Genomic DNA, 12,558 nt, shown 5'->3' with positions numbered 1-12,558 from the left:
CCCCCGAGTCTATGAGCCCCCGCGGCGGCCGGGCGGCGGCGGGGGCGTACGGACCGGCCGAATCCGCTGTTTCGCCGGGCCTCGCGGGGGTCCCCGGTACGGGAACGGTCCGGCACGGGGCGTGGGCCTCGTACCGGACCGGTGGCCGCTGGCGCGGGCGCTCAGCCCATGGACTTCGCGCCGTCCAGCGCCTCGCGGATGATGTCCGCGTGCCCGGCGTGCTGGGCGGTCTCGGCGATGATGTGCAGGAACGTGCGGCGCGCGCTCCACTGCGCGTCGCCTTCGAACCACGGCGCCTTCGGCAGCGGGTGCGAGGCGTCGAGGTCCGGCAGCGTCGCGACCAGCTCGTCCGTACGGCGGGCGGTCTCGTCGTACGCGGCGAGGACGCCGGCGAGCGTGTCGCCGGGCTGCATACGGAACTCCGCCGCGCGCTCGGCGAAGTCCGCCTCCGTCATGGCCGTGAAGTCGGGCATCGCGGACGGCCCCTCGACGACGAAGTCCGCCCAGCCGCGCTCGACCGACGTCACGTGCTTGATGAGGCCGCCGATGCACAGCTCGCTCACGGTCGACCGCTGCCCGGCCTGCTCGTCGGTGAGGTCGCGGGCGGTGAAGCGCAGGAAGTGGCGGTGCTTGCCGAGCACTTCCAGCAGGTCCGCGCGCTCGCCGGTGGGTACGGGGGCGGCCTGCGCCGCGTCACCGGTCTGCTGCTGCTCGGGGGTGCCGCTCATGGTCGTCCGCCTTCCGCTGTCCGCAAGGGCTCTCCTTGGGGTGCGACACCCACAGTAGAAGCCCTTGCGGACAGCTTCGGTCCGCATGAGGACGGCGATCGGACGGCGGTCGGAACCTCACGCCGGCGGCGGCGTGTCCTCCGGCTCGTTGCGCTGCGTGGCCTCGCGCTTGGTCAGCCGGTCGGGCTGGACCACCCCGAGGTCGTGCACCTCCTGCGGGGGCTCGGGCGGCTGCGGCGCGGGTGCCGGAGCCGGGGCCGGGGCGGACGTGGCAGCCGACCCGGGCGCGGGCTGCGTCGGCAGGTACGCCCCGCCGTGCGGCTGCCCGTACGCCTGCGCACCGCCGTACGGCGAGGGCGGCGCGTACGGCGACGGGCCCGTGTAGGCCGGGGCTCCCGGCCCGTCGCCGCGGCCGAAGACGCGCCGGAGGAACGGCGCGACCAGGACGCCGCCGAAGGACCACAGCAGCGCGAACAGCAGCGCCTGCCCTGCGTCGGTGCCGACGTGCTCGTGGCCGTTGGCGCTGTCGGAGAAGGTGAACGTGTAGAGGCCGCTCAGGCCCAGCCCGCCGATCACGACCATCACCCAGAACATCAGGGTGAAGGCGCCCGCGACCGCGAACTGCTGGGCCCGGTCCCGCACCCGGCTCGCCGCGATCAGGCCGATCGCCAGCGCGCACAGCGCCCCGCCGAGGACGGCGAGCGGGGTCGCCGAGCCGTCCCAGAAGTCGTTGAGCTTGCTCAGGCCGAGCGACACGCTGTGCGACCCGCGGCTGTTGCCGTAGCTCTCGGTGATCTTGAAGGGGGCGCCCCAGCCGAGGCCGAGGCCGGACAGCCCGAGGTTCGGCAGCAGGATGGCGGCCGCGATGAGGCCGGGGGTCTCCAGCTCGTCGTGGTAGCCGATGCCGATCGCGTAGACCACGACGCCGGCGAACAGCACGGTGGCGACCAGTGCGAGCAGCGCGGTGCTCAGCACGCGGTAGACGATGCCGAACCGGGTCCGCAGGGCGGGGCCGTTGAGGACCACCATCGCGGTCACCAGGCTGAGCAGGAAGGACCACAGCAGGACGCGCCAGGGGCCGGAGTGCAGCTCGATGCCGTTGAGGGACGGCTGCGCGTAGAAGGCCAGGGCCGTGGACACGACGCCGGTGAGCAGCGCGACCCGCACGGCCGCCTCGGGCCCGGCGTTCCGCGCGCGCGCCGAGCGCAGCGTCAGGATCAGCGCGAGCAGCCAGACGAGCGTGAAGCCGAGCGGGACGACCGAGAGGTCGGCGTTCCGGCTCACCGTGGCGCAGTCGTCGGCCTGCAGGTGGTCCGAGTAGCGGGAGGTGCCGTCGGTGCGGTAGCTGCCGTAGGTGCTGTCGCCGCTGCTGTCGCCGTAGTAGTCGCTGCCGTCGTCGCCGCTGCTGTCGTTGTAGTAGTCGCCGCTGCCGTCGCCGCTGCTGTCGCCGAAGTCACCACTGCTGTCGCCGAAGTCGCTGCCGTCGTCACCGCTGCTGTCGCCGAAGTCGCTGCCGTCGTCACCGCTGCTGTCGCCGAAGTCGCTGCCGCCGCTGCTGAAGTCGTCGCCGTTGTCACCGCCGTCCGAGAAGCCGGAGCCGGAGTCGTCGCTGCCGGACGAGCAGCTGCCGCGGTACGGGCTCGGCACGCTGGCGTGCCCGCCGAGGCCCTGGACGGACAGCGCCAGGGCTATCCGGGTCCGGGTCTGCCAGCTGACGTCGTCGTTCTTCAGCGAGTGCTGCGACCAGGTGCCGAGCGCGGCCGCGAGGACGAACAGCACCACCGCCGGCACGAGTGCGGCGAGCACCGCCCCGCCCCAGCCACCGGAGAAGACCCGGCCGACGAACAGCGCGGCCGGCGACGGCGGCACGGGCGCCCCCGGCACGCCCGGCGGTGGCCCGCCGGCACCCGGGAAGGTGGCCGTGGGGGCGGCGTACGTCGGCGGGGGCGGCGGCGGCGGCGGAACGGGCGTCACCTGCGTGGGCGTCGGCGCCGCGGGCGGCACCGGGGGCGGGGACGCGGGCGGGGTCGCGGGCGCCGGACCGGCCGCGGGCGGTGCGGCCGCGGGGAGTTCGCGGCCGCACTTCATGCAGAAGCGGGCGGAGGCGTCCGAGACAGGGTTCCCACACGTGGGGCAGTACGACATACGGGGCTACTCCGTCGGTCGGGGGGATACGCGCTCCCCAGCACAGACACCGCAGCCTAGGGGTCAGTTCCCTTCCCGGACACCAGAATGGCCCACTCCAGCGGTCTCCCCCGCCGTCCTCACGCGGGCCGGTCGGCCTCCGGGCGCGTCGCGCGGTGGAGAGCCACGATGCCGCCCGTCAGGTTGCGCCACGCGACACCGCCCCAGCCCGCCTTCTGCAGCCGGCCGGCGAGCGCGCGCTGGCCGGGCCACTCGCGGATCGACTCGGCGAGGTAGACGTACGCGTCGGGGTTGCTGCTCACGGCCTTCGCGACCGGCGGCAGCGCCCGCATCAGGTACTCGGTGTAGACGGTGGCGAACGGCCGGAAGGTCGGCTGGCTGAACTCGCAGATCACCAGCCGCCCGCCGGGCCTGACGACCCGCCGCATCTCGCGCAGCGCGGCGTCGGTGTCGTGCACGTTGCGCAGCGCGAAGGAGATGGTGACGGCGTCGAACACCCCGTCCGCGAACGGCAGCCGCGTCGCGTCCCCGGCGGTGAGCGGCAGTTCGGGATGCCGCTTCTTCCCCTCCCGGAGCATCCCCAGCGAGAAGTCGCACGGCACCACGGTCGCCCCGGCGGCGACGAAGGGCAGCGAGGACGTTCCCGTCCCCGCCCCCAGGTCGAGCACCCGCTCGCCCGGCGCGACGTCCAGCGCCTGCGCCACGGCCTTCCGCCACAACCGGCTCTGCCCCAGCGACAGCACGTCGTTGGTCAGGTCGTACCGCGCCGCGACGTCGTCGAACATCCCGGCGACGTCCTGCGGCTGCTTCTCCAGCGATGCTCGCGTCACGTTCCCACCTTAAGGGGTGTCACACGGGGGTGATCTGGAGCTCGGGGTGCGCGGTGCCGCCCGGGATCGCGGTGGAGGACAGGTGGGAGACCACGTGGTCGTCCACCGGGTCGTCCGCGGGGTCGGTGTGGACGACGAGGTGTTCGTAGGTCGTCGCGCGCTGGGCGGGGACGCGGCCGGCGGAGCGGATGAGGTGGATCAGCTCCATGCGGTTGGAGCGGTGCTTGGCGCCCGCGGAGGAGACGACGTTCTCCTCCAGCATGACCGAGCCGAGGTCGTCCGCGCCGTAGTGCAGGGAGAGCTGGCCGACCTCCTTGCCGGTGGTGAGCCAGGAGCCCTGAATGTGGGCGACGTTGTCGAGGAAGAGACGGGCGATGGCGATCATCCGCAGGTACTCGAAGAGGGTCGCCTGCGTCTGGCCCTTCAGGTGGTTGTTCTCGGGCTGGTAGGTGTAGGGGATGAACGCGCGGAAGCCGCCGGTGCGGTCCTGGACGTCGCGGATCATCCGCAGGTGCTCGATGCGCTCGGCGTTGGTCTCGCCGGTGCCCATGAGCATCGTGGTGGTGGACTCGACGCCGAGGCGGTGCGCGGTCTCCATGATCTCCAGCCAGCGCTCGCCGGACTCCTTGAGCGGGGCGATGGCCTTGCGCGGGCGCTCGGGGAGGAGTTCGGCGCCGGCGCCGGCGAAGGAGTCGAGGCCGGCGGCGTGGATGCGGCGGATGGCCTCCTCCGCGGTGACGCCGGAGATGCGGGCCATGTGGTCGACCTCGGAGGCGCCCAGCGAGTGGATCACCAGCTGCGGGAACTCCCGCTTGATCGCGGCGAAGTGCTCCTCGTAGTACTCCACGCCGTAGTCCGGGTGGTGGCCGCCCTGGAACATGATCTGCGTGCCGCCCAGCTCGACGGTCTCGGCGCAGCGCCGCAGGATGTCGTCGAGGCCGCGGCTCCAGCCCTTGGCGGTGTCCTTGGGGGCCGCGTAGAAGGCGCAGAACTTGCACGCCGTGACGCACACGTTCGTGTAGTTGATGTTCCGCTCGATGATGTACGTCGCGATGTGCTCGGTACCGGCGAAGCGGCGCCGGCGTACGGCGTCGGCGGCGGCGCCGAGCGCGTGCAGGGGGGCGTCGCGGTAGAGCGCGAGCGCCTCCTCGGCGGTGATCCGGCCGCCGGCGGCGGCGCGTTCGAGGACGGCTGCGTGGTCGCTCACCAGGGAGTCCCTTCCGGAAAGGTGCAGGCGGGGGCCGCGGACGGCACGGGCACGACACGGGCCAGCGTACGCCGCCCGTGCGGTCAGCTCGGGGGCAGGAGGGTGACCTCGGCCTCGTGGGGGAAGCCGACCCGGCGGGCGAACTCGGCGATGCCCGCCAACTGCTCGGCGCCCAGGGAGAAGTCGAGGGTCGTGAAGTAGCGGCGCAGCAGGTCGGCGTCGAAGGCCTCCCAGTGGGCGGCCTGCTCGGCGACCTTGTCGACCTCCTCCAGCGAGAGGTTCCGGGAGTCGAGGAAGGCGCGGTGGACCTCGCGGACGGTCCCGGGGTGCGCGGCGAGGTAGTCGCGGCGCGCGGCCCAGATCGCGAAGACGAAGGGCAGCCCGGTCCAGTCCTTCCACATCTGGCCGAGGTCGTGGACCTCCAGCCCGAGCCGGGGCGCGTCGTGCAGCGAGGCCCGCAGCGCGGCGTCGCCGATGAGGACGGCGGCCTGCGCCTCCTGCATCATCAGCGACAGGTCGGGCGGGCAGCGGTAGTAGTCCGGCCGGACGCCGTACCGCTCGGTCAGCAGCAGCTCGGCCAGGCGCACCGAGGTGCGGCTCGTGGAGCCGAGGGCCACCCGCTCTCCGTCGAGGCGGTCGAGCGGGAGCTGGCTGACGATGACGCAGGACATGACCGGGCCGTCGCAGCCGACCGCGATGTCCGGGAGGGCGACCAGCTCGTCGGCGTGCCGCAGGTACTCCATGAGCGTGACGGGGGCGATGTCCAGGTCACCCGCGACGAGCTGGGCGCTGAGCTTCTCCGGGGTGTCCTTGGTGAGCTGGAGGTCCAGCAGCGCGCCGGTTCTGGCCAGGCCCCAGTAGAGGGGGACGCAGTTGAGGAACTGGATGTGCCCCACCCTGGGGCGGAGGGGCCCGGAGCCGTCGGTACGCGCTGAAGTGTCCACCTGGTGGACGCTACTCCTGGTGTCGCCGCACCCCGAGCAGGGGCCCCCGAGAGCGCGCCGGAGAATCGATCATGGATCCCTTCCGTCGCCGCGAGGGGTCATGCTAGGCTCAACGCAAGTTGCAGTTTGGTTTCCCTTGCAGTACAGAGCCTGCGGAGCATGTAACCCGCAGGCTCTTGTCGTTTTCAGACTTCGCAGTTGCAGGTTCTGGAGCAGGGCGACCCTTTGGCCCAAGGAGGGCTTTAAATGGCTACCGGAACCGTCAAGTGGTTCAACGCTGAAAAGGGCTTCGGCTTCATCGCCCAGGACGGCGGCGGCCCGGATGTCTTCGTTCACTACTCCGCGATCAACGCCTCCGGCTTCCGCTCCCTCGAGGAGAACCAGGCGGTGTCCTTCGACGTCACGCAGGGCCCGAAGGGTCCTCAGGCGGAGAACGTCACCCCCGCCTAGTCGGTCGCCTGACCTACTAGTCAGTCCGGCGGCGCAACACCGCGCCCAGAACCTGTAGTACCAAGGGGCCGCCTCACTCCGGTGAGGCGGCCCCTGCCTTTGCCCGCCGCCCTACTGCCCCGTCCGGCTCCTCGGGCTCATCCGGCACGGCGGGCGTAGAGCGCGTCGATCTCCGCGGCGAAGTCCTTCGCGACCGCCGCCCGGCGGATCTTCATCGACGGTGTGAGGTGCCCGCCGTCCTCGGTGAAGTCCACCGCGAGCACCCGGAAGCGGCGGATGGACTCCGCGCGCGAGACCGCAGTGTTGGCCTCGTCCACCGCCTTCTGCAGCTCGGCCAGCAGCTCCGCGTCCTCGGCCAGCTCCGCCGGGCCCAGGCCCTCCTTGTGCCGCATCCGCTGCCAGTGCGCGAGCCCGTCCGGCTCCAGCGTGAGCAGCGCGCCGACGTACGGGCGGTTGTCGCCCACCACCATGCACTGGCCGACCAGCGGGTGGGCCCGCAGCCGGTCCTCCAGCGGGGCCGGGGCGACGTTCTTGCCGCCCGCGGTGATGATGATCTCCTTCTTCCGACCGGTGATCGTCAGATAGCCCTCGGCGTCCAGCTCGCCGACGTCCCCGGTCGGGAACCAGCCTTCGACCGCCGGGATCGGCCCCTCGTCGTTCCAGTAGCCGGCGAAGACCTGCCCGCCGCGCAGCAGCACCTCGCCGTCCTCGGCGATCTTGACCGCGGTGCCGGGCAGCGGCCAGCCCACCGTGCCCAGCCGCGGGTGCAGCGGCGGGGTGACGGTGGCGGCCGCGGTGGTCTCCGTCAGGCCGTAGCCCTCGTAGACCATCACCCCGGCGCCCGCGTAGAAGGCCGCGAGCCGGCCGCCCAGCGGGGAGCCGCCGCAGATCGCGTACCGCACCTTGCCGCCCAGTGCCGCCCGGATCCGCCGGTAGACCAGCGGGTCGTACAGCGCGTGCGCGAGCCGGAGCCCGAGCCCCGGGCCCGCGCCCGTGCCCGTCTGCCGGGCGACCTGCGCCCGCCCGTACGCCTGCGCGACGCGCGCGGCCCGGTCGAAGGAAGCGGCCCGGCCGATCTTCTCGGCGGTGGCGCGGCCGGTGTTGTAGACCTTCTCCAGCACGTACGGGATCGCCAGCAGGAAGGTCGGCCGGAAGCCCGCGAGGTCGGCGAGCAGGTCCTCGGTCGCGATGCTCGGCGCGTGCCCCAGCCGCACCCGGGCCCGCAGGCAGCCGACCGCGACCATCCGCCCGAAGACGTGCGACAGCGGCAGGAAGAGCAGGGTGGACGCGGGCTCGCTGCTCACCGACTTGAAGACCGGGTGCAGCAGCTCGATCGCGTTGTCGACCTCGGCGAAGAAGTTGCCGTGCGTGAGGATGCAGCCCTTGGGCCGGCCGGTCGTGCCCGAGGTGTAGATGAGGGTCGCGACCGTGTCCGGCGCCATCGACTGCCGCCGCGAGGTGACCAGCGCGTCCGGCAGCGTACGGCCGTCCGCCGCGATCTGGTCCAGCGCGCCGGTGTCGAGCTGCCACAGCTCCCGCAACTCCGGGAGCCGCCCGCGCACCGCGCTGACCGCACGGGCCTGGTCGACGCTCTCCACCGCGCAGGCCGCGGCGCCCGAGTCCGCGAGGATCCACTCCGTCTGCGACGCGGAGGACGTCGGGTAGACGGGCACGGTGATCAGGCCCGCGGCCCAGGCCGCGAAGTCCAGCAGCGTCCACGCGTACGAGGTCCGCGCCATGACCGCGAGCCGGTCGCCGGGCTTGAGCCCGGCGGCGATCAGCCCCTTCGCGAGCCCCAGCACCTCCCGGCGGAAGTCCTCCGCCGTGACGTCGTGCCATGCGCCGTCCGGTCCCTTGCGGCTGAGGACGACGTCGTCGGGGGCCTCGGCGGCGTTCGTGAACGGGATGTCGGCGAGTGAGCCCCGCTTCGGCGGGTCCACCAGCGGTCTGACGGCGGCGATGACGGCGCGGCCGTCCCGGGCCTGGACCTCGGGGTGTACCCCCTGCGGGGGTGGCGGCTTGCGTATGGCCATACGTACGGCTCCTTGAGGGTGAGGGTTCCGCTGCCGCGGAGGGTGACCGTTTTTCAGGGGCGTGTGGGGGCACCGCCCAGGCGCCCCCACACGCCCCCACACGCTCACCGCCCCGCGCAGCGGTGGCTCAGGGGCGGGTCAGGACCGCGGTCACGCCCTGGCCGCCCGCGGCGCAGACGGAGATGAGCCCCCGCGCGGGGGCGCCCTCGCCGGCGAGGTGGTGGGCCAGCGTGGCGACGATCCGGGCACCCGTCGCGGCGAACGGGTGCCCGGTCGCGAGGGAGGACCCGGCGACGTTGAGCCGGGCGCGGTCGACGGAGCCCAGCGCCGCGTCCAGCCCCAGCCGCGACACGCAGTAGTCCTTGTCCTCCCACGCGGCGAGCGTGGCGAGCACCTGCGAGGCGAAGGCCTCGTGCACCTCGTAGTAGTCGAAGTCGCCCAGGGCGAGCCCGGCGCGGGAGAGCATGCGCGGCACCGCGTACGCGGGGGCCATGAGGAGCCCTTCGGCGCCGGTGACGAAGTCGACCGCGGCCGTCTCGTAGGCGGTGAGGAAGGCGAGGGGTTCGAGGCCGCGGGCGGCGGCCCATTCCTCGGAGGCGAGCAGGACGACAGCGGCGCCGTCGGTGAGCGGGGTGGAGTTGCCCGCGGTCATCGTGCCGTCGGGGCCGCCGTAGACGGGACGGAGCTTGGCGAGTTTCTCGGGCGTGGAGTCGGGGCGGAGGTTCTGGTCGCGGGTGAGCCCGCGGAAGGGGGTGACGAGCGGCTCGAAGAAGCCCCGGTCGTACGCGGCGGCGAGCCGCCGGTGGCTGGCGGCGGCGAGTTCGTCCTGTGCCTCGCGGGTGATGCCCCACTGCTCCGCGGTGAGCGCGGCGTGCTCGCCCATGGACAGGCCCGTGCGCGGTTCGGCGTTGCGCGGGATGTCGGGGACGAGGTGCCTGGGGCGTACGGCGGCGAGCGCGCGGGCCCGGCCGCCCAGCGTCTTGGCGCGGCGGGCGGCGAGGAGGGTGCGGCGCAGCTGGTCGTTGACGCCCAGCGGGGCGTCGCTGGTGGTGTCGGCGCCGCCCGCGATGCCGCTGTCGATGACGCCGAGGGCGATCTTCGCGGCGACGGCGAAGACGGCCTGGAGGCCCGTGCCGCACGCCTGCTGGACGTCGTAGGCGGGGGTGTCGGGGGCGAGGACGGAGCCGAGGACGGTCTCGCGGGCGAGGTTGAAATCCCGGCTGTGCTTGAGGACGGCGCCCGCCGCGAACTCCCCCACTCTCTCGCCCGCGAGGCCGGTGCGCTCGGCGAGGCCGTTCAGCGCCGCCGTGAGCATGTCCTGGTTGGACGCGGTGGCGTACGGGCCGTCCGCGCGGGCGAAGGGAATGCGGTTGCCGGCGACGACGGCGACACGGCGGACGGTCTGCATGCGGTCTCCCGAATTTCCGATCTTCCGATCTGCGTGACTCACCAGTAGCCTTACCGTCGGTAAACTTACTCCAGAGTAAGGAGAAGGCCAATGGCCGACCGCTATCTCCGCGCCACCGGCACCGCACCCGGCCGCTTCCTCGCCCGCCGCCTGGGCCTTCCCCTCCCCGTCCCGCTGCGCCGCCACTCCGCCGGGACCTCCGAACTGCCCGGCCCCGTCCTGCGCCTGGCGGCGGGCGAGACCCCGCCCGCCCGGGGCGAGGCGCCGTACGGGGGCGTCGTCGTGGACGCCACCGGGATCGACGGGCCCGGCGCGCTCTCCGGGCTGCACACCGCCCTGCACCCGCTGGCCCGCTCGCTCGCGCCCTGCGGGCGGGTCGTCGTGCTCGGCGGACGGCCGCAGGACGGCGGCTTCGCGCAGGCCGCCGCGCAGCAGGCCCTGGAGGGCTTCGTCCGGTCGCTCGGCAAGGAGATCGGCCGGGGCTGCACCGTCAACCTCGTACGCCTCGCCCCGGGCGCCGAGCCCGACGCGGCGCTGGACTTCCTGCTGTCGCCGCGCTCGGCGTACGTCAGCGGGCAGGTCGTCGAGGTCGGCCCGGCGGCTCCCGCGACTCCTGCGACTCCTGCGGCTGAGCCGCGTACCGCGCTGGTCACCGGCGCCGCGCGGGGCATCGGCGCGGCCGTCGCCGAGACGCTCGCCCGCGACGGGGCGGCCGTCGTGCTGCTCGACGTGCCGCAGGCGGGCGACGCGCTCGCCCAGGTCGCCGCCCGCCTCGGCGGGAAGGCCCTCACCCTCGACATCACCGCCCCCGACGCGGGCGAGCGCATCGCCGCCGCGCTGCCCGGCGGCCTGGACGTCCTCGTCCACAACGCGGGCATCACCCGCGACCGCAAGCTCGCCAACATGGCCGCCGACCGCTGGGACGCCGTGATCGACGTCAACCTCGGCAGCGTCCTGCGCACCACCGCCGCGCTGCTGAAGGCGGGCGCGGTCGCCGACCACGCCCGTATCGTCGGCACCGCCTCCATCGCGGGCATCGCCGGGAACGTCGGCCAGACCAACTACGCCGCCTCCAAGGCCGGGATCATCGGCTGGGTACGCGCCCTCGCCGCGGACCCGGAGCTGCGCGAGCGCGGCATCACCGCCAACGCAGTCGCGCCCGGCTTCATCGAGACCGCGATGACCGCGGCGGTGCCGCTGGTCATCCGCGAGGCGGGCCGCCGGATGAACTCACTCGGCCAGGGCGGCCGCCCCGCCGACGTCGCCGAGACCGTCAGCTGGCTCGCGGCGGCCGCCTCCGGCGGGATCAACGGGCAGGTCGTACGCGTCTGCGGCCAGTCCCTGCTGGGCGCCTGACATGGCGCCGCTGATCCTGACGCTGGGCCGCGGCGCGCTCACCGGGCTCGCCAAACGCCCCTCCGCCGCCTCCCGCCTCACCCCCGCACGGCTCACCCGCGCCGCCGTACGCGTCGACCCCGCCCGCGCCGCCGCGTACGCCCGCGTGTGCGGGTACGAACCCGGGCCCGTCCTCCCGCTGACCTACCCGCACATCCTGGGCTTCCCGCTCGCCGCGCGGCTCATGGCCGCCCGCGCGTTCCCGCTGCCGCTGCTGGGGCTCGTCCACACGTCGATCGCGCTGCGCCGCCTGCACGCGCTGACGGTCGCCGACCGCCCGGACCTCTCCGTCCGCACGGAGGGGCTGCGGGCGCACCGCCGCGGCACGGAGGTCGTCGTCGTGACCGAGGCGCACCTCGCCGGTGAACTGGTGTGGCAGGACACCAGCACGTACCTGGCCAGGCACCGGGCGCCGGGCCAGGACGCCCCGGGGGCCGCCGCCCCCGCTCCCCGCCTCCCCCTCGTCGAGACGTGGGAGCTGCCCGGCGATCTCGGGCGCCGGCACGCCCGGGTGAGCGGCGACTACAACCCGATCCACCTCTCGGGCCCGACCGCCCGCCCCTTCGGCTTCCGCCACGCGATCGCCCACGGCATGTGGACGGTGGCGCGCTGCGCTGCGCTCGCCGCTGAGGCGAATGCTCTTGAGGCCGAGTTCCGGGCGCCGGTGCTGCTGCCCTCGACCGTCGAGTACGCGGCTGCCTCCGGCAGGTTCGAGGTGCGGTCAGGCTCACGCCTGCACGTGGTGGGAACGGTGAGCTGACCTCGCCGGCCGGGCTGTTCCGCGGGGCTCGCGCGGGGTGAACGTTTCGCGCTGCCGCGCGGGGTGAGCGTTTTCCCGTGCCGCGCCGGGCAAGCGTCTTGCGCTGCCGCGCCGGGTGAGCGTCTCGCGCTGCCGCGCGGGGTGAGCGTTTTCCCGTGCCACGCCGGGCAAGCGTCTTGCGCTGCCGCGCCGGGCAAGCGTCTCGCGCTGCCGCGCGGGGTGAGCGTTTTCCCGTGCCACGCCGGGTGAGCGTCTCGCGCTGCCGCACGGGGTGAGCGTTTTCCCCTGCCGCGCCGGGCAAGCGTTCTCCCCTGCCGCGCCGGGTGAGCGTTCTCCCCTGCCGCGCCGGGTGAGCGTTCTCCCCTGCCGCGCCGGGCAAGCGTCTCGCGCTGCCGCGCCGGGCAAGCGTCTCGCGCTGCCGCGCGGGGTGAGCGTTTTTAGGGGCGCGGGGAACTGCGCGGCCAGCCACGACGGTGGCGCGGGTCGTCACCGGCCCGAAGGGGCAGTTCGGTTCTCCCCCAGAGCTTCGCCTGGGCGGTGCCCCCACGGCCCACCGGCCGGTGGGTGGTTGCTCGCGCAGTTCCCCGCGCCCCTGGTGTGCCCCGCGGCGCAGGCGCAGCCCGAAAAACGAGTGCCCCGCGGCGCAGGCGCAGCCTGC

At 73.9% G+C, this 12,558-nt stretch carries 10 protein-coding genes; 3 read left to right on the top strand and 7 right to left on the bottom strand.

Features of this window, described 5'->3' with window-relative positions; translation table 11 throughout:
* Positions 1 to 161 precede the first annotated feature (161 nt).
* The 5 genes from IH54_RS0120565 to IH54_RS0120545 all read right to left on the bottom strand — a co-directional run bounded on the left by IH54_RS0120565 (position 162) and on the right by IH54_RS0120545 (position 5,854).
* The gene (locus tag IH54_RS0120565; protein WP_031518810.1) at positions 162 to 728 is read right to left on the bottom strand and encodes a DinB family protein; all 567 of its coding nucleotides are present in this window, start codon (positions 726 to 728) and stop codon (positions 162 to 164) included.
* Between the two features lie 117 nt (positions 729 to 845).
* On the bottom strand, positions 846 to 2,873 hold the full coding sequence (locus IH54_RS46225; RefSeq protein WP_199923424.1) for a zinc-ribbon domain-containing protein: 2,028 nt from the start codon (positions 2,871 to 2,873) through the stop codon (positions 846 to 848).
* A gap of 119 nt (positions 2,874 to 2,992) precedes the next feature.
* Complete coding sequence (locus IH54_RS0120555) at positions 2,993 to 3,703, bottom strand: demethylmenaquinone methyltransferase (protein ID WP_031518809.1); 711 nt, start codon at positions 3,701 to 3,703, stop codon at positions 2,993 to 2,995.
* Between the two features lie 19 nt (positions 3,704 to 3,722).
* Positions 3,723 to 4,913: a cyclic dehypoxanthinyl futalosine synthase gene (gene mqnC / locus IH54_RS0120550; protein WP_043181691.1), complete on the bottom strand. Its 1,191-nt coding sequence runs from the start codon at positions 4,911 to 4,913 to the stop codon at positions 3,723 to 3,725.
* 80 nt (positions 4,914 to 4,993) lie between these two features.
* The gene (locus tag IH54_RS0120545) at positions 4,994 to 5,854 is read right to left on the bottom strand and encodes a menaquinone biosynthetic enzyme MqnA/MqnD family protein (protein WP_031518802.1); all 861 of its coding nucleotides are present in this window, start codon (positions 5,852 to 5,854) and stop codon (positions 4,994 to 4,996) included.
* 246 nt (positions 5,855 to 6,100) lie between these two features.
* Between IH54_RS0120545 and IH54_RS0120540 the strand changes: the two genes are divergently transcribed.
* Positions 6,101 to 6,304, top strand: a complete 204-nt coding sequence (locus IH54_RS0120540) for a cold-shock protein (RefSeq protein WP_031518800.1) — start codon at positions 6,101 to 6,103, stop codon at positions 6,302 to 6,304.
* 137 nt (positions 6,305 to 6,441) lie between these two features.
* Here IH54_RS0120540 and IH54_RS0120535 read toward each other — a convergent pair whose 3' ends face one another.
* Positions 6,442 to 8,337, bottom strand: coding sequence for an AMP-dependent synthetase/ligase (locus IH54_RS0120535; RefSeq protein WP_031518797.1), 1,896 nt, complete (start codon positions 8,335 to 8,337; stop codon positions 6,442 to 6,444).
* Between the two features lie 127 nt (positions 8,338 to 8,464).
* On the bottom strand, positions 8,465 to 9,745 hold the full coding sequence (locus IH54_RS0120530; protein WP_031518795.1) for an acetyl-CoA C-acetyltransferase: 1,281 nt from the start codon (positions 9,743 to 9,745) through the stop codon (positions 8,465 to 8,467).
* A 90-nt stretch (positions 9,746 to 9,835) separates the two neighbouring features.
* Between IH54_RS0120530 and IH54_RS0120525 the strand changes: the two genes are divergently transcribed.
* Both IH54_RS0120525 and IH54_RS0120520 read left to right on the top strand, forming a co-directional pair.
* Positions 9,836 to 11,101 carry a 3-oxoacyl-ACP reductase gene (locus tag IH54_RS0120525; RefSeq protein WP_031518793.1) on the top strand — a complete coding sequence of 422 codons (1,266 nt, stop codon included), beginning with the start codon at positions 9,836 to 9,838 and terminating at the stop codon, positions 11,099 to 11,101.
* Between the two features lies 1 nt (position 11,102).
* On the top strand, positions 11,103 to 11,900 hold the full coding sequence (locus IH54_RS0120520; RefSeq protein ID WP_031518790.1) for a MaoC/PaaZ C-terminal domain-containing protein: 798 nt from the start codon (positions 11,103 to 11,105) through the stop codon (positions 11,898 to 11,900).
* Positions 11,901 to 12,558: the final 658 nt, after the last annotated feature.

Source organism: Streptomyces sp. NRRL F-5123, assembly GCF_000721495.1.
GTDB lineage: Bacteria > Actinomycetota > Actinomycetes > Streptomycetales > Streptomycetaceae > Actinacidiphila.
Note: the sequence above shows the minus strand (reverse complement) of the source record. Positions and strands in the feature narration are given on the sequence as shown.